This window comes from Neopusillimonas aromaticivorans (assembly GCF_030344915.1).
Lineage (GTDB): Bacteria > Pseudomonadota > Gammaproteobacteria > Burkholderiales > Burkholderiaceae_B > Neopusillimonas > Neopusillimonas aromaticivorans.
Genome location: NZ_CP128233.1, coordinates 2505422 through 2529999, shown reverse-complemented (window position 1 = coordinate 2529999; position 24578 = coordinate 2505422). Strand labels below are relative to the sequence as shown.

Annotated in this window: 12 protein-coding genes and 11 pseudogenes; 16 read left to right on the top strand and 7 right to left on the bottom strand. The window is 57.5% G+C overall.

What is annotated here, in order from left to right; genetic code table 11:
- Window positions 1-8: 8 nt before the first annotated feature.
- Window positions 9-1262, bottom strand: a pseudogene (locus N7E01_RS13910) (class I SAM-dependent methyltransferase).
- Between the two features lie 278 nt (window positions 1263-1540).
- Here N7E01_RS13910 and N7E01_RS13905 point away from each other — a divergent pair.
- From N7E01_RS13905 to N7E01_RS13830, 16 genes and pseudogenes are all read left to right on the top strand, one after another.
- A pseudogene (locus tag N7E01_RS13905) lies at window positions 1541-2685 on the top strand (multidrug effflux MFS transporter).
- 172 nt (window positions 2686-2857) lie between these two features.
- Window positions 2858-3094: a 50S ribosomal protein L28 gene (rpmB, locus tag N7E01_RS13900; RefSeq protein WP_093969031.1), complete on the top strand. Its 237-nt coding sequence runs from the start codon at window positions 2858-2860 to the stop codon at window positions 3092-3094.
- A 31-nt stretch (window positions 3095-3125) separates the two neighbouring features.
- Window positions 3126-3293 (top strand): 50S ribosomal protein L33, encoded by a 168-nt coding sequence (gene rpmG, locus N7E01_RS13895; protein WP_003810296.1) that lies wholly within the window; start codon window positions 3126-3128, stop codon window positions 3291-3293.
- 130 nt (window positions 3294-3423) lie between these two features.
- Window positions 3424-6079 (top strand): annotated as a pseudogene (gene leuS, locus N7E01_RS13890) (leucine--tRNA ligase).
- A gap of 8 nt (window positions 6080-6087) precedes the next feature.
- Entirely contained in the window at window positions 6088-6762 is a 675-nt protein-coding gene (locus tag N7E01_RS13885; RefSeq protein ID WP_289173287.1) for an LPS-assembly lipoprotein LptE, read from the top strand.
- Window positions 6763-6773: 11 nt separating this feature from the next.
- Window positions 6774-7840: pseudogene (holA, locus tag N7E01_RS13880) on the top strand (DNA polymerase III subunit delta).
- A gap of 12 nt (window positions 7841-7852) precedes the next feature.
- A pseudogene (locus N7E01_RS13875) lies at window positions 7853-9114 on the top strand (glutamate-5-semialdehyde dehydrogenase).
- A gap of 4 nt (window positions 9115-9118) precedes the next feature.
- A pseudogene (locus N7E01_RS13870) lies at window positions 9119-9471 on the top strand (CopD family protein); the annotation flags it as partial.
- 76 nt (window positions 9472-9547) lie between these two features.
- Window positions 9548-11062: pseudogene (locus N7E01_RS13865) on the top strand (THUMP domain-containing class I SAM-dependent RNA methyltransferase).
- Window positions 11063-11210: 148 nt separating this feature from the next.
- Window positions 11211-11405 carry a hypothetical protein gene (locus tag N7E01_RS13860; RefSeq protein WP_289173286.1) on the top strand — a complete coding sequence of 65 codons (195 nt, stop codon included), beginning with the start codon at window positions 11211-11213 and terminating at the stop codon, window positions 11403-11405.
- Between the two features lie 237 nt (window positions 11406-11642).
- The gene (locus tag N7E01_RS13855; protein ID WP_289175819.1) at window positions 11643-12131 is read left to right on the top strand and encodes an RDD family protein; all 489 of its coding nucleotides are present in this window, start codon (window positions 11643-11645) and stop codon (window positions 12129-12131) included.
- A gap of 119 nt (window positions 12132-12250) precedes the next feature.
- The gene (locus tag N7E01_RS13850) at window positions 12251-12979 is read left to right on the top strand and encodes an AMP-binding protein (protein ID WP_289173284.1); all 729 of its coding nucleotides are present in this window, start codon (window positions 12251-12253) and stop codon (window positions 12977-12979) included.
- Window positions 12882-13619 (top strand): AMP-binding protein, encoded by a 738-nt coding sequence (locus N7E01_RS13845; protein ID WP_289173282.1) that lies wholly within the window; start codon window positions 12882-12884, stop codon window positions 13617-13619. Before N7E01_RS13850 ends, N7E01_RS13845 begins: the two co-directional genes overlap by 98 nt.
- A gap of 76 nt (window positions 13620-13695) precedes the next feature.
- Window positions 13696-14219 (top strand): annotated as a pseudogene (locus N7E01_RS13840) (gamma carbonic anhydrase family protein).
- Between the two features lie 118 nt (window positions 14220-14337).
- Window positions 14338-15255, top strand: coding sequence for an Hsp33 family molecular chaperone HslO (gene hslO, locus N7E01_RS13835; protein ID WP_289173278.1), 918 nt, complete (start codon window positions 14338-14340; stop codon window positions 15253-15255).
- A gap of 173 nt (window positions 15256-15428) precedes the next feature.
- Window positions 15429-16442, top strand: a complete 1014-nt coding sequence (locus N7E01_RS13830; protein ID WP_289173276.1) for a TadE/TadG family type IV pilus assembly protein — start codon at window positions 15429-15431, stop codon at window positions 16440-16442.
- On the opposite strand, the gene ftsB is transcribed toward N7E01_RS13830, so the two are convergent.
- The 6 genes and pseudogenes from ftsB to ltrA form a co-directional block, all read right to left on the bottom strand.
- Entirely contained in the window at window positions 16389-16748 is a 360-nt protein-coding gene (gene ftsB, locus N7E01_RS13825) for a cell division protein FtsB (protein WP_289173275.1), read from the bottom strand. The two genes, N7E01_RS13830 and ftsB, sit on opposite strands and share 54 nt — an antisense overlap.
- Before the next feature lie 18 nt (window positions 16749-16766).
- The gene (gene eno, locus N7E01_RS13820; RefSeq protein WP_289173273.1) at window positions 16767-18053 is read right to left on the bottom strand and encodes a phosphopyruvate hydratase; all 1287 of its coding nucleotides are present in this window, start codon (window positions 18051-18053) and stop codon (window positions 16767-16769) included.
- A gap of 84 nt (window positions 18054-18137) precedes the next feature.
- Window positions 18138-19498, bottom strand: a pseudogene (locus tag N7E01_RS13815) (MBL fold metallo-hydrolase RNA specificity domain-containing protein).
- A 20-nt stretch (window positions 19499-19518) separates the two neighbouring features.
- Complete coding sequence (gene kdsA, locus N7E01_RS13810; RefSeq protein WP_289173272.1) at window positions 19519-20364, bottom strand: 3-deoxy-8-phosphooctulonate synthase; 846 nt, start codon at window positions 20362-20364, stop codon at window positions 19519-19521.
- A pseudogene (gene pyrG, locus N7E01_RS13805) lies at window positions 20361-22009 on the bottom strand (CTP synthase). Before pyrG ends, kdsA begins: the two are co-directional and overlap by 4 nt.
- A gap of 174 nt (window positions 22010-22183) precedes the next feature.
- Window positions 22184-23892, bottom strand: a pseudogene (gene ltrA / locus N7E01_RS13800) (group II intron reverse transcriptase/maturase).
- Window positions 23893-24578 lie beyond the last annotated feature (686 nt).

Sequence of the window (24578 nt, the reverse complement as noted above, 5' to 3'; positions counted from 1 at the left end):
CCGGCCCGCTATTTGTAGATATAGTCGCGACGCCACGGGAATGAAAGGTCAGCCGGGTTATCAAGCTCGTCCTGACGCCCGGTCGCGCGATGCTGAAACAGGACCTGGTGCAACGCGATCCAGCCTTGCTCAAAGCCCAAGGCACAACCGGCCAGATAAACCCTGTAGGCCCGCAAGGACTTGTCACCCTGGACCCCCGGTTTCAATGTGGCGCGGGCCGTCTCAAGCTGTGACTCCAACGAGTCACTCCAGGCCCACAGCGTACGCGCATAATGCGGACGCAGATTCTCGACATCCACATCCTCAAGCCCGGCCAGCGCAGCCTGCGCCAGTTCGTTGCTGATGTGGGTCAGCTCGCCCCCGGAAAGATATACTTTTCAATGAATTCGCCCATGCCGGCACCCACTTCAGCGTTATAAACACCGCCCGCCGTGATACCGTGATTCATGATCAGCCCACCCGGCTTGAGCAGACGACGCAACTTGGCAAAATACGTTTCAAGCTGGGCACACCCCACATGCTCGAACATGCCCACCGAGGCAATCTTGTCATACGGCTGCACCTCTTCGAGATGCCGGTAATCAAGCAAGTGCATGCGCACACGTCCGGACAGGCCTTTTTGCTCGATCAGACGATTGACGTGAGCGTGCTGATTCTTCGACAAGGTGATACCCGTCGCATCGACCCCGTAATTTTCGGCTGCCCAAAGCAACAGCCCACCCCAGCCTGCGCCAATATCCAGAAAACGCTCACCCTCGTGCAAACGCAGTTTGCGGCAGATGTGATCAAGCTTGGCCTCTTGCGCCTGGGCCAGCGTCATTTCGGGTTCGCGGTAATACGCGCAGGAATACACGCGGCGCGGGTCAAGCCAAAGCCCGTAAAATTCGTCAGACAAGTCGTAGTGAAACTGGATCTGCTGCGCATCGCGGGCGGTCGTGTGACGATAAATGGATACCGCATGGCGCGCCAAACCGGCCAACCAGTTCGTCTTGGCCGTCTGGACCGGGTTGTCATTGAGAATCGCCGCGGCCACTTTCATCAGGTCACGCATGGAGCCCTCGACCTCGAACCGCCCCTCAACGTAGTCTTCCCCAGGCTGCCCGCCTGTCCGGTCGCAAAATTGACCAACGTCCCCTTGTCCTTCACGACCAGTTTCATTTTCGGACTGATCGCCCCCACCCTGGCCCCGTCGGGCAGTTGCATTTGGACTGCAACCGGCAAACCCGCGAGCTTTTTTCTACCATGGACAACATCGAACTCACTCTTCACTCCCTATGTCATAAAACTGCTTGAACATCTCTCGTGGTGTCGTGACGCCGCTGACACATTATTATTTGCCAGACAATTTATCATCAAACCCCGGGCAATGACAGACCATCAAACCTGCCCGGCCCGAAGGGTTTTCAGGTTAATTTAATAATTAGTACGTTAGGATCGCGCTTTGGTAACGCGTCTGCGTATTACCCTCATCCACATTACTGCCTGTTGTGGCGACATGTCTGATTCTTCCCTGCAAAAAATTCCCGGCTGGCTGCTGCTCATGGGTGCGCTGTCTGCCATTGGCCCACTGGCCATTGACCTTTACCTGCCTGCATTCCCGTTCATTGCCGAAGGGCTGTCCACCAGCCAGGGCAACGTTGAGCGCACACTGGCTGTCTATCTGTTCGGGTTGGCCCTGGCCCAACTTCTGTATGGCCCTCTGGCCGACCGCTACGGGCGCCGCAAACCCATTCTTTTCGGTCTGGTCCTGTTCACCGTTGCCTCGGTCGGCTGCACGCTGACCGACGACATAGAACACCTGACCCTATGGCGATTCGTGCAGGCCTTTGGGGGCGCGGCCGGCATGGTGATTCCCCGTGCAGTCATTCGCGACAAACTTGAAACCCGCGACGCCTCGAAGGCCATGTCGCTGCTTATTCTGATCCTGGGGGTCATGCCCATTCTGGGGCCGTTGTTCGGCGGCTATCTGTTGCCCTACACCGGATGGCGCGGCATATTCGGCCTGATGGCCCTGACCGGATTCGGGCTGCTTGCGGCGTCGTGGCTGCGCATGACCGAGTCGCTGCCGCCCGAGAACAGAAACCCGCTGAACATTAAAGCGATCAGTCGCAATTACTGGGGTCTGGTCTGCGACCGGCACTTTATCTTTTATGCGCTTTCAGGCAGCTTCGGGGCCGCCGGGCTGTTTACCTACATTTCGGGCGCACCACGGGTGCTGATGGATGTATACGGTATTGGCACAGATTTTTTCGGCGTTTTATTCGGCGCCAATGCCGCTGCACTGATTTTCATGTCTCAATACAGCGCACGCCTGCTCAACCGCCACAGCCCTGACAAACTGCTGGCCCGCTCGCAAACTGTCGCCCTTGTCGTTACCGCAACCGGAGCCGTACTTACCCTGCTGGGGCTGCTCAACCTTACCCTGTTCATGATCTGCCTGCTTGGCTTCATGGCCTGCCAGGGCTTCGTGTTCCCGAACTCGGCCGCCATGGCTCTGGCACGCCAGGGCCACCGGTTAGGGTGGCATCGGCCCTGATGGGAACACTGCAAATGGTGTTTGGCACCCTGGCAGGGCTGGCGATCAGCGGGTGGCAGTCGGACTCGGCGTTGCCCATGACCGCACTTTTAACCGTCTGCGCCTTTCTGTCGTGGTTATTTGGACGCATTGCATTTTCCAAAGCTTGATCAACAAGCCCGTTTCGTATTAGAATAGCGGGCTTACCGGGTGTATTTTTACCCCACCGAACACCAACATTGAATACGACAGCGCAGCATATGCCACCTGGGGCCCCTGGCCTGCAAGCTTATGGCATATATGGGCTGACCACAGCAGAATACAGTCTTAAGGGGCACTATTATGGCACGCGTATGCCAAGTTACCGGCAAAGGCCCGATGGTGGGCAACAACGTTTCGCACGCTAACAACAAAACCAAGCGTCGCTTCCTCCCTAACCTGCAATCGCGCCGTTTCTGGGTCGAAAGCGAAAACCGCTGGGTTCGTCTGCGTGTCAGCACCAACGCCCTGCGCACCATCGACAAAAACGGTATTGAATCCGTTCTGGCCGACCTGCGCGCTCGCGGCGAAGTCGCTTAACTCATCACGCTAGCGCTACAAGGAGCTCATCATGGCAAAAGGTATCCGCGAGAAGATCAAACTCGAGTCCACCGCTGGCACGGGTCACTTCTACACAACGACCAAAAACAAGCGCAACATGCCCGAGAAAATGCTGATCAAGAAATTTGATCCCGTTGCTCGCAAGCACGTTGACTACAAAGAAACCAAACTCAAGTAATTGGTTACTTTGTCAAAAACCCTGCCCAGGCAGGGTTTTTTTATGCCCGCAAAATTGCCCACACCGCACATCCCTGCGTGGCATCCTATAATGTACGGTTTGCATCAAACCCTTCAAAGAGCACGACATCATGCAGGAACGCTATAACCCCAACGAAGTCGAACTGGCCGCACAACAAAACTGGCAAGCGCGCGATGCCTACCGCGTTACTGAAGACGCCACGCTGCCCGACGGCTCGGCCAAGCCCAAGTTCTACGCCTGTTCCATGCTGCCCTACCCCAGTGGCAAACTGCACATGGGGCACGTACGCAACTACACCATCAACGACATGATGGCGCGCCAGTTGCGCATGCGGGGTTACAACGTGCTGATGCCAATGGGCTGGGACGCTTTCGGCATGCCTGCAGAAAATGCAGCCATGAAATCGCAGGTCCCTCCCGCCAAATGGACCTATGACAACATTGCCTACATGAAGAAACAAATGAAGGCGATGGGGCTGGCCATCGATTGGTCGCGCGAGATGTGCGCCTGCGACCCAAGCTACTACAAATGGAACCAGTGGCTGTTCCTGAAAATGCTTGAAAAGGGCATTGCCTACCGCAAAACCCAGGTCGTGAACTGGGACCCGGTTGACCAAACCGTTCTGGCCAATGAGCAAGTCATTGACGGCAAAGGCTGGCGGTCGGGCGCACCCGTTGAAAAACGTGAAATCCCGGGTTATTACCTTCGCATTACCGATTACGCCGAAGAATTGCTCGACCAGGTCAAGAATGGCTTGCCCGGCTGGCCCGAGCGGGTTCGCCTGATGCAGGAAAACTGGATCGGCAAGAGCGAAGGGGTACGGTTTGCGTTCACCCATACCATCACAGACCATGACGGCCAACTGATCCAGAATGGCCGCATGTATGTCTTCACGACGCGTGCCGACACCATTATGGGCGTCACTTTCTGCGCGGTCGCCCCCGAACACCCGCTGGCCGCTCACGCCGCAAAAACCAACCCCGAACTGGCCGCATTCATCGAGGCCTGCAAGCTGGGGGAACCACCGAAGCCGAAATCGCCACCCGCGAAAAAGAAGGCATGCCTACCGGCCTGCAGGTCACTCACCCGCTTACCGGGGCTGCCGTTGATGTCTGGGTTGGCAACTATGTACTCATGAGCTACGGCGACGGAGCCGTCATGGGTGTACCCGCCCACGACGAGCGTGATTTCGCCTTCGCCAAAAAATACAACCTGCCTGTTATTGACGTCATCGGGGTCGAAGGCAAAACCTACAGTACCGACGCCTGGCAAGAATGGTATGGCGACAAACAACAAGGCCACACCGTCAACTCAGGCAAATACAACGGCCTGACACACGCCGATGCGGTCAATGCCATTGCCGCTGACCTGGCCGCCAAAGGTCTGGGCGAAAAACAAACCACCTGGCGTCTGCGCGACTGGGGCATTTCCCGTCAGCGCTACTGGGGCACTCCCATCCCTATCATCCACTGCGACAGCTGCGGCCCGGTACCCGTACCCGAACAAGACCTGCCCGTCGTACTGCCTGAAGACCTCATCCCCGATGGCTCGGGCAACCCGCTGGCCAAAAATGAAGCGTTCCTGTCGTGCAAATGCCCGAAATGTGGCGCCGATGCCCGTCGTGAAACCGACACCATGGATACCTTCGTTGATTCATCCTGGTATTTCATGCGCTACACATCACCAGGCAACGACCTGGCCATGGTCGACCAGCGCAATGATTACTGGATGCCCATGGACCAGTACATCGGCGGCATCGAGCACGCTGTCCTGCACCTGCTGTACGCCCGTTTCTGGACCCGCGTCATGCGCGACCTGGGCTTGGTCAAATTCAGCGAGCCCTTCACCAAACTGTTGTGCCAGGGCATGGTGCTCAACCATATTTATTCGCGCAAGAATGCCCAGGGCGGCATTGAATACTTCTGGCCTGAAGATGTCGACAACCTCTACGACGCCAAAGGCTCGATTGTCGGCGCCAAACTGAAATCAGACGGCTCGGCCATTGAATACGGCGGCATTGGCACCATGTCCAAGTCCAAGAACAATGGTGTTGACCCGCAGTCACTGATCGACACTATGGGTGCCGACACGGCCCGCCTGTTTGTCATGTTCGCCAGCCCGCCTGAACAAACCCTGGAATGGTCAGACTCCGGCGTCGATGGCGCCAACCGCTTCCTGCGTCGCCTGTGGTCCTGGGCCCATGCGCAACAAGGCATCATCATTGCCGCACAGGGCCAACCGGCACAGTGGGATGACGCCGACGAAGCCAGTAAAACCCTGCGCCGCGAAATTTACACTCTGCTCAAGCAGGCCGACTACGATTACCAGCGCATTCAGTACAACACGGTCGTGTCCACCTGCATGAAAATGCTGAATACGCTTGAATCCGCCAAGCTGCCCGACACCACCATCGCGCATCAGGCCCTGGCCGACACGCTGGGGGTTTTGCTGCGCGTACTGTACCCTGTTGTGCCGCACATCACCTGGCAATTGTGGAATGATCTGGGTTACGCGGGGGTACTGGGTGACATGCTCGACGCCCCTGGCCCCAGGTTGACGAAAAGGCCCTGATTGCCGACGAAATCGAACTGATGCTTCAAGTGAATGGCAAATTGCGCGGCAGTCTGAAAGTCGCCAACGGGGCCAGCAAGGCTGACATCGAAGCCTTGGCCGGTGCCCACGACGCCGTAGGTAAATTCCTGGAAGGCCGCCCTGTCAAGCGGGTTATCGTCGTTCCAGGCAAACTCGTCAATATCGTCGGATAATCCAGCGTATGCAAAGCCATCACACTCTTTCAGGCCTGTCACGGCGTTTTTCAACCGGCTTGCGCCTGCTGGCCTGTGTGGGTCTGGTCGCTTTACTGACGGCTTGCGGTTTCCGGCTCAAAGGCCAGACGCCCTTGCCGTTCACCACGCTGTACACCAACATTGGCGAAAACACGGCATTCGGTGCCAGCCTGCGCCGCGCCATCCTGGCCTCGTCACCTGAAACCCGTTTCACCAGTGACGTCAGCCAGGCGCAAGCTCGCCTGACGGAACTGGCCAATGTGCAATCACTCGACGAGGTCTCCATCAGTGTGCAAGGCCAGGTCGAGGAATACGAAGTACGTATTGACTTCACCTTCCAACTCACCGACGCGCGCGGCCACGTTATCCTGCCGCCCACCACACTCACGGCAGTGCGTGAAATTCCGTACGATTCATCGGCCCTTCAAGCCAAGCAAGGTGAAATCAGCAGGCTTTACACGGAAATGCAGAAAAGCCTGGTTGACCGGGTCGTGCGGCGTATTACCGCGCCCGACGTACGGGCGGCCTTTGAAAACCCTGAAGACCTGCCTGTCGATGCCGAGGCCGTCAAAACGCCTCAGCCCCCGGTCATGGGTTCCGACGGCAATGCCCCATCCATCTTGCGCATGCCCAACACCAGTCCTTCCGGCGGGTTTTACTGATCCCGGCCAAAATGGGGCGTACCACCGATATTGACCACCTGCTCGGGCAGCTTGACCGGCCCGATGCGGCTTTCGATCCGCTCTACCTGATCAGCGGTGACGAAGCCCTGCTCGTCACCGAGGCGGCCGATGGCTTGCGGGCGCTCGCCCGACAGGCCGGGTTCACCGAGCGAACCAGCCTGGTCATGGACGCCCGCAGCGACTGGACGGAACTGGGCGGGGCTACACGCAACATCTCGTTGTTTGGCGACCGGCGCCTGGTCGAGGTACGCCTGCTGTCAGGCAAACCCGGCAAGGCCGGAGCCGACGCCCTGCAAGCGCTGGCAGCCGAGGCCAACAAAGGCGGGGCCGATGACACCGTTACCGTGGTCACCCTGCCCCGCCTGGACAAAACCACGCGCGCCAGCAAGTGGGCCAGCGCACTCTGGCAGGCCGCTACCGTTGTCGAAATCCCCACCATTTCGCGTACTGAATTGCCGCGCTGGATCGGCCAAAGGCTGGCGCGCCAGAAGCAGTCCGCAGATGCCGACACCCTGAACTGGATTGTCGAACGGGTCGAGGGCAATCTGCTCGCCGCCCACCAGGAAATCATGAAACTGGGGTTGCTGTACCCGCAAGGCCAGCTGAATGCCGACGACGTCCGGCAAGCCGTTCTGAATGTCGCGCGCTACGACCTGTTCGGGTTGCGCGACGCCATGCTGGCTGGCGACCCCCGTCGCACCCAGACCATTCTCGCAGGGCTGCGCGCCGAAGGCGAGGCCTTGCCCTGGTACTTTGGGCCATCGGTGAAGAAGTCCGTGTGCTGGCCCGGCTGGCGCAAGCGCGCGCGCAAGGGCATAATCTATCGAATCTGATGCGTGAATACCGGATTTTTGGTGCCCGCGAGGCCCTGGTTCGTCAAACCCTCGACCGGGTTGCGCAAAACACCTGGCCTTCCGCCGTACAACACGCCCACGACATCGACCGCCTTATCAAGGGCCTGCCTGTCTCCGGGCGGCTTGATGACCCCTGGGATGAACTGGCTCGGCTGGCATTACGCATTGCGATGACGCCATCCAGGCCTTCCCGTACCCACTGAACTGACTAATCCATGACACACGACATTGCTTCCGCCATCACCGAACTCGGTCGTCGCGCACGCGCTGCATCACGCGAACTGATGGTGGCCTCTGACAAAACCAAATCAACGGCCCTGCGCAGCATGGCCGACCGCCTTGAGTCTGAACGCAGCACCCTGCAGGCCGAAAATGCCCGCGACCTCGAGGCCGCACGCCAGAATAACCTTGAACCTGCCCTGCTTGACCGCCTGACGCTGTCAGACAAGGCGCTGAGCATCATGGCCACCGGCTTGCGCCAGATTGCCGACATGCCTGATCCGGTCGGCAGCATGACAGCCTCGAACATTCGGCCCAATGGCATGCGTGTCGGGCAAATGCGCGTGCCGCTCGGTGTCATCGGCATCATTTATGAATCACGTCCAAACGTGACGATTGATGCCGCTGCGCTGTGCCTGAAATCGGGCAATGCCACCATTTTGCGCGGCGGCAGTGAAGCCTTTCACAGCAACCGTGCCTTGGGTCGCATCATTCAGGCGAGCCTGGCCGATGCCGGCCTGCCGCAAGACGCCGTTCAGGTGGTTGACACGACCGACCGTGCTGCCGTGGGGCATCTGGTAACGCTCACCGACTATGTCGATGTCATCATTCCCCGCGGGGGCAAAGGCCTGATCAAACGCCTGTCTGAAGAAGCCAAGGTCCCCTGATCAAACACCTGGACGGCAACTGTCACGTCTACATCGACGACGCCGCAGACGCCGACAAGGCCCACGACATTGCCGTCAATGCCAAAACCTACCGCTACGGGGTTTGCGGCGCCATGGAAACCCTGCTGGTGCATGCCGACGCCGCACCGGTCATGCTGCCCCGCATTGCGCGAACCTTGATCGACAAGGGCGTCGAACTGCGTGGTTGCGACCGCACCCGGGCGCTGATTCCCGAAGCCGTGGCCGCCACCGAAGACGACTGGGCGACTGAATTCCTGGCCGCCATTCTGGCCATACGTATCGTTGACTCGCAAGACGAGGCCATGGCTCATATTGCCCGTTACAGCTCGGGTCACACCGAAGCGATTGTTACTGAAAGCCTGGCAGCTGCCGAACGTTTTCAGCGCCATGTCGACTCCAGTTCGGTCTACATCAACCTGCCCACGTGTTTTGCCGATGGCTTCGAGTACGGCCTGGGTGCGGAAATCGGTATCTCCACCAACCGGCTGCACGCCCGCGGCCCGGTCGGCCTTGAGGGCCTGACCACGCTGAAATGGGTCTTGAGCGGTAACGGGCAATTGCGCGGCTAACCTTATGCTCTGGATAAAAACCTTTCACCTGCTGTTTGTCATTTCATGGTTTGCCGGGTTGTTCTACCTTCCACGCATCTACGTCAACCTTGCGCAAACCACGTCGGCAGAGTCCTATGAAACCCTGTTGGGCATGGCGCGACGGCTGTACCGGTTCATGACGATCCTGGCCATCCCTGCCGTGATTCTTGGCCTGTGGCTATGGCTGGGCTATGGCCTGGGCCGAGGGCAGGGCTGGATGCACGCCAAAGTATTTTTGTGCTGCTTCTCATTGGCTACCACCTCAGTTGCCGTTCGTTGCTGGCAACCTTCGCTGCACGCGCCAACACACGCAGTCACCGCTTTTACCGCTGGTACAACGAAGCACCGGTCATCCTGCTGCTGATCGTCCTTATTCTGGTCGTCACCCGACCCTTCTGAACCTGAAACAATCATGGCCGACGACCCTCCAAAGAAAACCCTGACACTGAAAAAACCGGCAACGGCGGTTGACGCAACGGCCAGACCCGGGCCTGAACGCAAGCAACGCTCGGGAGCACGGGCCCGGTTGGTGGCGCAACGTGAACTGGTCAAACGCAAAGGCGACACACCCGACAAACCGGCCTTAATGCCCGCATCGACGGAACCACGCCGCGCTCGTCCGAACCGCCGCGCCGAAGAACCCATCGCGCGGCACTCCAAACGGGACGAAGATCACCGTCCGCGTGCTGGCCGCCCCCGGTTCAAGAGGCTCCGTCCATCGACGACCGCCCTCGGTCGCCACGTAACCGACCGCTGCGACACGATTCCATTCGTCTGACCGAAACATTTCCGGTGTTTACCCCTGTCCGCACGGGCTGGAAGAGGCACTCTGCGCCGAACTGGCCGCCCTGGGGTTTGACGACGCCCGCACCGACCGCGCGGGCTGTCGCCTGACGGCCGACTGGAACGGCATTTTGCGCATCAACCTGTATTCACGCCTGGCCACGCGCGTGCTGGTGCAAGTAGCGCATGCGCCGGTCAGCACGGAAGACGACATTCTGGAACTGGCAGCCAGCACCCCTGGGAGCGCTGGTTCGGTGCCGAACAAACCCTTCGGGTCGATACATCGGCCATCCGCAGCCCCATGCAGAGCCTGCAGTACTGTAACCTGCGAGCCAAAGACGGTATTTGTGACCGCCTGCGTGACCGCGAAGGGGCTCGTCCGGACATTGATACCGTTCGCCCTGACGCGCGTGTCTACTTGTTCCTGGACGAAACCACCGCCACGCTTTATCTTGATACATCGGGCGAATCGCTGTTCAAGCGCGGCTGGCGCCTGGACAAGGGTGAAGCCCCCATTCGTGAAAACCTGGCGGCGGGCCTGCTGGCCTTGTCAGGGTGGGATCCATCTGCCCCGCTGCTCGACCCGTTTTGTGGCAGTGGCACCATTCTTATTGAAGCCGCCTGGATCGCCCTGGGTGTGCCCGCAGGCATCTGGCGTCCGTTCACGTTTGAGCGTCTGCGCAATCATGACGAACGGCGCTGGAAGGACATCAAGACCGAAGCAAGGGCACGCATCGCCACGCGTCTTGACACTCCGCTAACGGGTTGCGACATCAACCCGCATGCCATTGAAGCGGCGCTGAGCAATATGGAACGCGCCTGGTTGACGCCAGGCACCATCCGCTTTGAAGTCGCCGATGCGCGCCATGTGTTGCCACCGGCCAATAATGGCTGGCTGGTCACCAACCCGCCCTATGGCGAGCGTCTGGATGACGGCGACGATACGTTGTGGTGGGAGTGGTCGCAAAACCTCAAGCAGAACTACAGCGGATGGCATGTCAGCGTCATTTCAAGCGACCTCGACTTGCCGCAAAAACTACGTCTGAAACCGCGCCGACGCTACCCCTTGCACAACGGGGCACTGGACTGCCGTTTGTTCATGTTCGATATGGTCAAAGAAAGCTACCGCCGCGAGAAAAAGTGAACACACTTTTATTTTTGTGATTCTGGCACCACAGGGTTCAGCGGTTTTTTGCAATGTTCGACGAATAAGCTTGCAAATGGCCTAGGGTTTTCCCTATAATAGGGTTAACCCTGAACGAAACGTTCAAATTACTCAGAGAGGCCAGATCATGAACCAACTGCACAGCGATATCCGTCTTACCGATGAACTCGAGCGCCAGCTTATGCAAGCCGCGATCGAAGATCAGATGCGCATCAAGCCCGGTAAAGCGTTGAAAAAACTGTTCGTGAAACTCGGCGGCAAGGCAACCAAAGCGACACCCGCAAAAAGCCACAACGGTGGTACCGTAGGTTCTGCTGCCTAAGCAAACCAAACTCGCTACGGATCAGGCCCGGGCAGGGTAGAATCTGCCCTCCCTTGCCAGGTCAGCGACGCAAAAAGCCATAATTGCACTACTGCAATTGTGGCTTTTTTCTTTGGGATCGCACCAACGAACCCGCAGATAATCGGCGATAATGCGGTCAACCAAAAGTTGACCTCCGATCGTTCTGAAATGCCCAAGAAAAACCGCCCTGCACCCCCACCCGCCCCCAACCCTGTCATGTTGCTCGAAAAACCCACCCCAAACCGGTTGCGTCGTTTCGCCTGCATGATGTACGAGGGTGTATTACTGTTTGGTGTGATCTTTCTGGCTGCCTATCTGTTTGACACCTTGACACAAAGTCGTACCGGCCTGACATTTCGTGCCGGGCGCCAGGCGGTTGTATTTGCAGCTATCGGTATTTACTTCCTGGCCTGCTGGCGCTACGGTGGCCAGACACTGCCCATGAAAACCTGGAATGTGCGTCTGATTGACCGCGATGGCAAAACTCCGCCATTCGCTCGCCTGTTATTTCGTTACCTGTTGCTGTGGATTGTTCCTCTGGTCTTCGCTAGCATCATCTGGATGCTGGTCCAGATAACCACCTACAGTTCAATCTACATGCTGATTGTTTTCGCCCCGTTTACCTTGTTCGTCTGGACCTGGTTTGATGCCGACAAGCAGTTTTTGCATGACCGCCTGCTGGGCACCCGGCTGATATCCGTATAAACCCTAGGGGCGGATTTTTATACGCCCAAAACGTTGCACATCAGCGCCGAGTCGTTCATGCTTGCATCGGTAAAAGCAGCCAGACCGCTTCCGATGACGTATCAGGTATTAAAACGACAATGAACGACCAGTACCCGGCGCTTTACGCCTCTTTCAGGTGGCATGTCCCCGCTTCTGTCAACATTGCGCAGTTGTGCCTCCAGCGCTGGGCCGTTAATCCGTTGCAAGGTCGTCGTCCTGCCCTGTTCACACAAAATGAATTCGGTGAAGCCCGACGCTGCAGCTATGGCGAACTGGCCGTCACCACCGGAAAACTGGCCACCGGCCTGCAAAAAATGGGCCTGGCGCAAGGTGACCGTGTAGCCGTTGCCATGTCACAAGGGCCTGAATTTGTAGCCGCTTGCCTGGCCGTTCTTGCCGCGGGCGGCGTGGTATTACCGTTATCGCCGGTCTTGAATGCGCATCAGGTCACGGCACGTATCATCGACGCCCGGGCCAACATCGCCATTGTCGATGCCACCCAGGTTCCGGGTATCGTTCATGCCCAATCGGTTTATCCGGCGCTGGGCCAGATCATTGGTTATGGTTTTCAGCACGATTCAACCCTGTCGTGGTCCAGCCTGCTGGCCCGCCAACCTGATGTCTTCAAAATTGCAGACACCACAGCGCAAAGCCCGGCATTTCTTTTTATCCACTGGGCACTGACACCCCCTGAAGGGCGCTGTATTGCCACACAGTGCGCTCATCGGGATGTTGCCCGGCTTTGTGGCATCACAAAACTGGTTCCCGCACGCTCGAGACATTTTTTGGACCGAAGCGCACTGGAGCAGCCCGGAAGGCCTGCTTGAAGGTCTGTTGCCCTGTCTTTATTTCGGGCACCCTATTGTCGGCCTGCCAGGCAGTGCCAACGTACACCAAACCCTCGAAGCACTGTCACACTACAACGTCACCAATGTATGTGCATCCTGGTCAGCCTTGCGCGCCGTTACGGTGGGCTCACCCGATCTCGATCCGACCGCGTTCACGGTGCGCGCCATCAGTGCCACTGGTGAGCACCCAAGTGCGGCGACAACAGACTGGTTCGAATCACGCCTTAACCTTGCCCCCAATTCTGTCTGGGGTCGTACCGAAGCGGCGGCTGTCATCGGGCATAGCGCCCGCTGGCCGGGCAAGCCTGGCAGCCTGGGGCGTGCTTACCCGGGGCATCTGGTTTCCGTCATTGACCCTGACGGGCGCATTTGCCCGGCCGGTGTCACCGGAGAAATTGCCGTCAACCGTTTCGACATCCACGGGTTTGCCGACCCGGTACTGTTTTCCGGTTACTGGCCCAACCTTGCCCCGGCACCCGACCACGAGCACTTCAGGCGTGACTGGTTTCTGACGGGCACGCTTGCACATATCGACCGTGAAGGCTACTTCTGGTTCGACGGCCATGCCACGACAAACACGAATAAAAACAGTGACAACACAGGACAGACCACGCTTTAGGCTCAAAACAAACCCTACGGCATGCCACAGACAGAACCCACCCGATCCTGTTCATTTTTTAAATCTGATTCCTTTTATGTCTATTTACAGTTTCAAAGACCTTACCCCTCGATTGATCCGGATACCTTCATTTTTGAAAGTGCCGACATCATTGGCAATGTCACGCTGGGGCCAGGCGTCAGCATCTGGTCCAATGCCAGCATCCGGGGTGATAACGCCGCCATTGTCATTGGAAAAAACAGCAACATCCAGGAAAACTGTGTATTGCACGTCGATGAAGGCATACCCATGACCATTGGCGAGCGCGTCACTGTGGGCCACCAGGCCATGCTGCACGGCTGTACCATAGAAGACGGCACACTGATCGGCATGCAGGCCATTGTCCTGAATAATGCCCATGTGGGCAAAAACTGCCTGATCGGCGCGGGCGCCATCATCCCCGAGGGCCGCCATATCCCCGACGGCTCACTGGTCGTCGGGGTCGGAAAAATCGTTCGCCAGATGTCCGCCGAAGAACTTGAAAACCTGTCGCATAACAGCGAGCATTATGTTCAACGGGGTCGTGAATACCAGCAGCATCTGAAGAAAGTGCGTAACTGACACTACCCTGCTTCAGGGGCCAAGCCCAGGCCTGAAACGTGCAGGGCCCACACCCAAGTGCAAGGCGGGCATGCTCTGCGTACCACGGGTTCATGGCGCAATACGCTAAAATTACGCCATGAGCAATCAACTGAAAAAATACCTGTTCCAGGATAACACCGTGCGTGTGCAGGCTGTGCGCCTGACCGATGCCTGGCAAGATGGTCTGGTTCACCAGCACTACCCTGACTGCGTGCAGCAGCTTCTGGGCGAACTGGTGTCGGCCGCCGTATTGCTGGCATCAAATATCAAGTTTGACGGGTCACTGGTCTTGCAGCTGCAAGGTGACGGCCCGGTGGCCCTGATTGTGGTCGAATGCAACGTCAACCTCGATATCCGTGCCACGGCAACACTGCGCGAAGGCGTTGATGTGCCCGCTGACGGGTCATTGCAGACACTGCTGAACGCCAACGGCAATGGCCGCTTCATCGTGGTGCTTGACCCCAACCGCGAAACGACCGACATGCAACCCTATCAGGGCATCGTGCCGCTGGAAGGCAACAGTGTGGCGCAGGTCCTTGAAGGGTACATGCGCAGTTCCGAACAGCTGGATACCCGCTTGTGGCTAACCGCTGACGCCCGGTGTTCGGCCGGTCTGCTGTTGCAGCGCCTGCCCGGTCACGGCGGGAAAATTACCGCAACGGTACAAGAAGAAACCTGGCAACGTGCCGTCATTCTTGCCGAAACCCTCAAAACGCAAGAACTGCTTGATCTGCCCTCTGACGAGGTGGTGCAACGCCTGTTCTGGGAAGAAACCCTGCTGGCGTTTGAACCCCAAAACGTACGCTGGCACTGCCCCTGCACGCGCGAACGTGTCGGCAACATGCTGCGCATGCTTGGCGCGGTCGAAATCGAAAGTATCCTGTCAGAAAGCGACGAGGTCGAAGTGTCCTGCAACTTCTGCGGTAAACCGTATCACTTCGATGCGGTTGATTGTGCCAGCCTGTTCACAGAGAACCGCAACAGCGGGCATGCCAACCCGACGTCACTTCACTAAAAACCGGACAGCATTCAAGTGCCCCCGTGGGCACTGACACACTCGGCGGGCGCCGCATGCACTGACCTGTGCCACAGTTGCCGCGTTAATGCGCACAACCCGTGCGCGTAAACTGATCCACCCCGCGTAATCACCACAATCGACACATCCGGGCCATATCGACACAATGCGATATGGCCTTTTTACCTGCGTTCCCTCTGCCCAGCCTTCACCACCGGCATGTCGCACCACAGCGTGGCACCGGAATGATCGAGTTTTTGCTGATCGCCGTACCCCTGCTGCTGACCGCGCTTGGTGGAATCGAAATCAGCCACTGGATGTTCACACGCCAGGCCGTGAACATGGCCTTGACCGACGCGGGGCGGGCCGGATCCACCTTGCATGCCAACCCGCAGGCCATCATCCAGGCCTTTGAACAAGCACTCGAACCGCTTTACCCTGCCACCGCTTCCGCGACATCGGCGCAGCGTCTGCAAGCCGCCACGGTCCGAAACCAGTTGCATCACCAGCAACTGCCCTGGCATATCCAGGTGCTGTCACCCACACCGGATCACTTCCGGGATTTCATTTCAACTGACCCTGCCGTGCGCCACCCATCGGGCTTGCCCACCATCAATAACAGTTATCAGCTGGAACAGCATGACGCCCATAAACAGCAAGGCCGGACCAACGGCAATGGGCACCATTCGGGGCAGAGCATTTTCGAGGCCAATACGCTGGCCTTACGGCTGACATGGCACTATACGCCGCTATTGCCCGGGTTTGAACGGATTGCAGGTGGCCTGCTGGTACTGAAACAAGACATGACGCTGACCATGCAATCACACCCGGTATTCTGGCCGGATGATCCGGCAGGCCGGGTTACCCGATCCGCTGACCGCGTACCGCCCCGACCAGCGACCGATACGACGCCACCGCACACTGACCTTTATGACCCAACCTACCAACCCAAACCGAACGACGCGTACTTGCCCAACACCGTACCGGCCAGTCAACCCTCAGGCACGAACGGCATAAGCGGCGAAGCACCGGGAAACAACGGGGAAGGAGGCAGCGCAGTCGCATCACCTGACCAGACAGCCCAAGGCGTGACGGGGACAGGCGGGAAACCCGATGGACAGGCCGGGTTAGAGTCACAAAGCGAACCTCAACGGTTCACAGGGGATGAACCGGGGGGCGGGAGATGATGAGCCCGTAACCACAGGGGATGAACCGGGGGTATCAGAGGGCAGTATGTGTATGAATATATCGCCCTCTTTCACCATACCCAGTTCCGAGCGGGCACGCTCTTCGATGGCATCGCTGCCCGACTTGAGGTCTTGAACCTCGGCCGCCAGCGCATTGTTGCGGGCGGCCAGGGCCGCATTGGTTTCTTCTTGCCGGGCAACCTGCTGTTCCAGTTCACTGACGCGCGCCCAGCTGCCTTTACCCCGCCACAGGGGGTACTGGATGGCCGCCGTCAGCAACACCAGAATCAGCAGAACAAGGCGCATCGCCTGCCCGTTCAGAAATTAACGCAGGTTATAAAAGGCGTCGCGACCCGGGTAGGACGCAACTTCAGCCAGCTCTTCTTCGATGCGCAGCAACTGGTTGTACTTGGCCATGCGATCGGAACGCGACAGCGAGCCGGTCTTGATTTGCATGGCGTTGGTCGCAACCGCGATATCGGCAATGGTCGAATCTTCGGTTTCACCCGAACGGTGCGAAATGACGGCGGTGTAACCCGCACGTTTAGCCATTTCGATCGCCGCAAACGTTTCGGTCAGGGTACCGATCTGGTTGATCTTGATGAGAATGGAGTTGGCAATGTTCTGGTCAATACCCTGCTTGAGGATCTTGGTGTTGGTCACGAACAGGTCGTCGCCCACCAGCTGCACTTTCTTGCCCAGCTGTTTGGTCAGGATTTCCCAGCCGGCCCAATCGTCTTCGGCCATGCCGTCTTCGATGGTGATGATGGGGTACTTGTCGCACCAGGTCGCCAACAGGTTGGTAAAGTCGGCTGCAGTCAGTGAAACACCGCCTTCACCGGCCAGATGGTATTTGCCGTCACGGTAGAACTCGGAGCTGGCGCAGTCAAGGCCCAGGGCAATCTGCGAACCGGCTTCGTAACCTGCGGCCTCGATGGCCTGCAAAATCAGCTGGATGGCGGCTTCGTGGTTGGCTACGTTAGGAGCAAACCCGCCTTCATCGCCAACGGCCGTTGACATACCCTGGTCGTGAATCAGTTTTTTCAGGGCATGGAAAACTTCGGCGCCCATCTGCAGCGATTCGCGAAAGCTTTTTGCACCCACCGGCAAGATCATGAACTCTTGCATGTCGAGCGTGTTGTTGGCATGCGCGCCGCCATTGATGACGTTCATCATGGGTACGGGCATTTGCATGGGACCACTGCCGCCAAAATAACGGTACAGCGACAGGCCTGAATCGTCGGCCGCCGCACGCGCTACCGCCATACTGGCCGCCAGGATGGCGTTGGCACCCAGGCGGCTCTTGCTTTCAGTACCGTCCAGTTCGATCAGGGTACGGTCGACAAACGTTTGTTCCTGGGCATCCAGACCCATCAGCGCTTCGGAGATTTCAGTATTCAGGTTTTCAACGGCTTTAAGCACGCCTTTACCCAGGTAACGGCCCTTGTCGCCATCACGCAGCTCGATGGCTTCACGCGCACCGGTGGAAGCACCTGAGGGTACGGCAGCACGCCCCATGGCACCTGATTCAAGCAAGACATCACATTCGACGGTGGGGTTACCACGCGAGTCAAGGATTTCGCGCCCGATAATATCTACGATTGCACTCATTGCATGTCCTAAAAGAAGAAAAAATTACATTAATGATGGATGACCGGATTTTACTGTGTGTCTGCACCGTACCGGGCCGGGCCGTTACTTGAGAATGACCTTTTCAAGATGCTCGACGGCCCTGACTTTCCAGCCCAGTTCGTCTTTGATGCGGCAACGCAGGGCATCAGACGCCTCGGGCTCACCATGAACCAGGAAAGTTTGCGATGGCGGACGTTTGAACCCGCCCAGCCAGCGCATGATTTCATCAGCGTCGGCATGCGCCGACAACATCGACAGGTTGGCAAGCTCGGCCTTGACCGGAATGTATTCGCCGTGAATCTTGATGGTCGGGGCACCCGCCAGCATTTTGGCGCCACGTGTACCCGCTGCCTGATAACCGGCAAACACGATGCTTGAACGCGGATCAGGGGCAAACCGCTTCAGGTGGTGAATGACGCGCCCGCCCGTTGCCATGCCACTGGCCGAAATGATGATCTTGGGCATGGGTGACGCATCCAGCGCCTTGGACTCTTCAACGCTTTCGATGTATTCAGCGACGCCATTGACCTCGCGCACCTGGGCATTGGTGAGTTTCTGTTCACCGGGATGCTCTTTATGAACGCGAACGGCTTGCAGTGACATTGGGCTGTCAAGGTAGATGGGCATATTGGCCGGGAGCCGGTTTTCCTTGCGCAGCACGTGCAGGTAATAGAGCAACAATTGCACACGGCCCACGGCAAAGGCCGGAATCACCACGGTACCGCCCCGCTCGGCGGTACGCCGGATGATGGCTTCAAGTACCGCCTCGGGCGCGCTCTGATCATGCCGGCGGTCACCGTAAGTGGATTCAAGCACCAGGTAATCGGCTTCGGAAACCACATCGGGATCGGGCATGACCGGGCCGTTATAACGGCCCAGGTCACCGGAAAACACCAGTTTACGGCCGTCCCACTGAATCTCGACCATCGATGCGCCAAGGATATGACCTGCACGATGCAGCTTGACCTTGATATCCGTACCCAGATCATGGAACGTGTCGCGCGACAACGTCTTGAACTGCTTCAAGACCTGGCGGGCCTCTTTGGTCGTGTACAACGGCAACGCCGGCTCATGTGACGAGAGCTTGTGGCGATTCATGAATTCGGCGTCGGCTTCCTGGATATGCGCGCTGTCAAGCAACAGGATTTCAGCCAGATCGAGCGTAGGGTCGGAACCAAAGACCGGGCCGCGAAAGCCTTCGCGCGCCAGTCGTGGCAGATAACCGGAATGATCAAGGTGGGCATGAGTCAGGACAACGGCATCGATACTGGCTGGATCTACCGGAAAAGGGGCCCAGTTGCGCTGACGCAAATACTTAAGCCCTGGAACAAACCACAATCAATCAGCACCCGCCGCCCGTTCGATTCGAGCAAGTGGCGCGAGCCGGTCACGGTGCCAGCCGCACCCAGAAATGATAATTCCATGGCTCCTCCGCCAGATGAGGTCAGAGCTCGAACAGGCCGTTTTCTTTGACGCAGCGATCGATACTGACCAAGGATTCGAGTAAACCGGCCATTTTGCCCAGCGGGACCGCATTGGGACCGTCGGACATGGCCTTGTCAGGATCAGGGTGACACTCCATGAACAAACCCGCGACCCCCACAGCGACCGCTGCCCGCGCCAATACCGGCACAAACTCACGCTGGCCACCCGAGGACGTACCTTGCCCGCCAGGTAACTGCACCGAGTGGGTGGCATCAAACACAACCGGACAACCGGTTTCGCGCATGATAGCCAGTGACCGCATATCGGACACGAGATTGTTATAACCGAAAGAGGCACCTCGTTCACACACCATGATGGTACGGCCATCGCCGCCGGCGGCAATGGCCGCATCACGGGCCTTGGTCACGACCTGGAGCATGTCGTGAGGCGCAAGAAACTGGCCCTTCTTGATGTTGACCGGCTTGAGGGTTGCCGCACACGCCTGGATGAAATCTGTCTGGCGACACAAAAATGCAGGGGTTTGCAAGACATCGACCACGGACGCCACGTCGTGAACCTGTGACTGATCGTGCACATCAGTAAGTACCGGCACCCCGTAATGGGCCCGCACATCGGCCAGGATCTGCAGGCCTTCGCTCAGGCCGGGACCCCGGAACGAAGTACCCGAACTGCGGTTAGCCTTGTCGAACGAACTTTTGTAAATGAACGGAATACCCAGCGCCTGGGTCATTTCGTGCAACTGACCTGCGGTATCAAAGGCCATCTGGCGCGACTCGATGACGCACGGACCGGCAATCAGGAAAAATGGCCGGGACAAGCCGACATCAAAGCCGCACAGGTTCATGCCGATGCCTTTGGTTCACGCTGGGCCTGATGCTGCAAGGCCGCTTTGATGAAGCTGCTGAACAGCGGGTGGCCATCGCGCGGCGTGGAGGTGAATTCCGGGTGGAACTGAACCCCCATGAACCACGGATGCGAGGGCAACTCCATGATCTCGGGTAACTGCTCGGTGGGCGTACGCGCGCTGATAACCAGCCCCGACTCTTCGAGACGCGATACGTAAACGTTATTGACTTCGTAACGGTGGCGATGACGCTCGTTGACTTCGTCGCCATATATTGAGTGTGCCAGCGTGCCGGGCTTGACCGGGCAACGTTGAGCGCCTTTGCGCATGGTGCCCCCAGGTCGGACGTTTGGTCACGACGCTCGACCTTGCCTTCACGGTCTTGCCATTCGGTAATGAGGGCCACCACCGGATGCGGGGTGGACGGGTCAAACTCGGTGCTGTTGGCACCACCCAACTGGGCAACACTGCGGGCAAACTCGACAACGCCGAGCTGCATACCCAGGCAAATACCCAGGTAGGGCACCTTGTTCTCGCGGGCATAGCGAATGGCCGCGATTTTGCCTTCAGTACCACGCTTGCCAAAGCCGCCCGGCACCAGAATGGCGTCAAATCTGGCCAGACTAGCTGTCCCTTCAGCCTCGAGGACTTCAGAGTCGATGTATTCGATGTTGACCTTTGAACTGGTATGGATACCCGCATGCAACAAGGCTTCAGTCAGCGACTTGTACGATTCGGTAAGGTCAACGTACTTGCCGACCATGCCAATGGTGACTTCTTGTTTGGGGTGTTCGATGGCGTTGACCAGGCGGTCCCAGACGGTAAGGTCGGCCGGTGGCGGAGACAACGCCAGCGCGTCACACACCAGGTTGTCAAGCCCCTGGGCGTGCAACATGGCCGGGATTTTATAAATTGAATCAACGTCCCAGACCGAAATGACGGCATCCAGCGGCACATTGGAGAACAGCGAAATTTTGGCGCGCTCATCGTCGGGGATGGGGCGATCGGCACGGCACAGCAAGGCGTGCGGGTAGATACCGATTTCACGCAGCTTTTGCACCGAATGCTGGGTGGGCTTGGTTTTAAGCTCGCCGGCCGACGGAATGAACGGCACCAGAGTCAGATGCACGAAGGCAGCATTGTTGCGCCCCAGGCGCAGGCTCATTTGACGGGCGGCTTCAAGGAAGGGCAGCGATTCAATGTCGCCAACCGTACCACCGATTTCAACGATGGCCACATCGACATCAGCCGCCTGCGCACCACGGGCGATAAAGTCCTGGATTTCGTTGGTGATGTGCGGAATGACCTGCACGGTTTTGCCCAGGTAATCGCCACGACGCTCTTTGCGCAATACCGATTCGTAGATCTGGCCGGTGGTGAAGTTGTTGACCTTGCGCATGCGCGTGGTAATGAAACGCTCGTAGTGGCCAAGGTCAAGGTCGGTTTCCGCGCCGTCTTCGGTGACGAAGACTTCGCCGTGCTGGAACGGGCTCATGGTGCCCGGATCAACGTTGATGTAGGGATCGAGCTTGAGCATGGTAACGCGCAAGCCGCGTGATTCAAGAATGGCAGCCAGCGACGCGGCAGCAATGCCCTTACCCAGTGAGGACACCACCCCACCCGTTACGAAAACATATTTGGTCATAGATCGTCGCCCGGTGTAGCCGGGCGGTAGCGGAGGGTAGGGACAACCCATTACTGGATCATCCCCCTAAGAACCGGACTTGCAGCTTTCACCGCATCCGGCTCAAGCACGACAAACCCAACTCTATGGTTAGAAAATAGAATTTTAGCCTATTTGCCACCAAAGGTCGGTACTTTAAGTTCCAGTTGGAACCGGCTTTACAACGGTTAAACCCAACGCATGCACTCGGGTATGACAGACCGGATGCAAGAGCACCCGGTTAGACAAGAGATCGGTGCCTCCATCGACTCGGCGAACCAAGTGATGATCGTGCCAGCCCGTTTCCGTGCCTATAGGCTCTTTGCAAAGCGCACACCTACCCTTCTGAGACATGAATAGCGAAACCAGCTGCTTACGGTGCTTCAGGTTATTTTCCATCCGCTTGATCCGTAGCTTTTCGCCTTCTTCTTCCCATCGAGGATCGAAAGGGTTGTATTCCCCTTTGATTTTCAGGTGCCTTTGAATTTCTGTATCAGCAAGCCGATACAGTTTCAACGCTTGCATAGATCCGTCATCCAATTGACGCTGGACGGCAAAGTCCATGCGGCTGTCAAAACGTTTCCAATACTTCTGAATACGCCAGACAGCCGATTTGTTACTGTGCCGTCGTTTCGCCCACCGTACCAACAGCCAGTAAATCAGGCTGTCCAACCGGCTGAAAGCAGCTTTCGCCACCACCGGCTGGTGATACCGTGCCCATCCTCTCAAGACGGGGTCGAGTTTGCGTATGAGAACCTCCTGATTGACTGAAAGATGACTTAGAACGATTTCCTTTACCTTTCCGTAGAACGCCTGAGTGTTCTTCTTCGACGGTTTAATAAGCAGTTTTCCGCAGTATTTGCGGAAGTTCCACCCAAGAAAATCAAACCCATCATCGATGTGAACGACTTTCGTCTTTTCCGGCGATAGCGTCAGTCCTCGTTGTGCAAGGAAATTTTCTACCCAGGGCTTGACCAGTGTTTCCAGCATCTCTTTCGAGACACCGGTTATCACGAAGTCATCCGCGTACCGGACCACATGAACTTTGAGTGTTCTGGCTTTACTGCTCCCCATCATCGTCTTTAGATGCTGATGAATACCTGTTTCCAGCCCGTTCAAAACCATATTTGCCAACGTAGGAGAAATAGGACCTCCCTGTGGCGTTCCTTCAGTTGTAGGCGAAAGGCAGCCCTTGTGGACAACCCCCGCTTTCAGCCACTTTTGCAGTACCGCCTTGTCCATGAGGACATGACGCACCAGCCATTCGTGGTTGATATGATCAAAGCAACCTTTAATATCCGCTTCCAGCACCCAGTGGGCAGAGTCCTTTTGAGACATGGAAATGAATATCTGCGCCATAGCATCAGCCGCAGAGCGACTGTTCCGAAAGCCGTAGCTATTCGGGTCGCTCGTGGATTCTGCCACGGGCTCAAGAGCAAGCAGGTGTAACGCTTGCATGGCACGGTCAAACATGATCGGGATCCCCAAGGGGCGTTCCTTACCATTGGCTTTGGGAATGTAAACCCGGCGCAAAGGCCGTGGTTTATACCCCCGCTGCTGCTTCAATCTCGCTATAGCCTGCCATTTCTGGCCAGAAGATTCCCATAGCTCGCGATCAACTCCCGCCGTTCGCTTGCCTTGGTTTTCCGTCACTCTTCGTACTGCCAGCGCACGCGCTGAAAAGAGTGGATCAAGGATCTTTGCAGGGCTTTCACCTGGCGCCATTCCTTTTCCTGTGTAGCCTTCGTTATACGTTGCTGCGTCTTTCTCACGTACCGGATAGCACGGTGCCAGTCGATGGCATGCCAGTTATCCGGTTCGCGTGAGGACACAGAACTTTCAAGATTATTAAAAGTCTTTCTCATGCAATCCTCTCGAAGCAATGCCGAGTGGACGCATTTCTCCCCGAAGGGATAATTGCATCCCTTCGGGGCTTTGATAGAAATCGACAGTCGATAACGACAGTCGCACCATGTGGAAGTCTGCACGCTTTCGCACTAGGGCAAAGTTTGAACCCCTATGTCACCCATTACAGGCGACCATTCGCTTTTTCCACAATCCCATACCCCTCATCCACCAGGTCGCCTTGCGGCTTCCCTGCCTATTGCTTGTGCAATAGGCGGACAGTGGGGCTTACCACGTTCCCCAACTCTGACAATTCCGATTTAGCGCCCATTTCTTCCCCGGTGGCCTGACGGTGATGTGCCCTGAACTTCCAGCAGGACAACCGGCCACATACCTTTTGGTTCAAGCCTCGCAGCAGCTTAGGCTTGTCAATTTTTACGAGGTTTATCAATGGTTCACATGCGTTGCGCATGTCGGAAAGCCTAGCCCCTAGTCCCCCTTGCTGCTGGGAGAGTCCACACCACGATGTCACCATCATTGTGTGCCGAGAAAAATCGGGGGTACGTTGTCAAGGCAGCTTCACACGCAACTGTTACCAGTCACGCATGTGCCTCTAGGCTACTGTTGATCACACAACAGGTGCTCTACGTCCTTGTTGAGTGGCGGGTAGCCCAAGGTCGTTGCACAATCAGAGAAGGAGCATCTC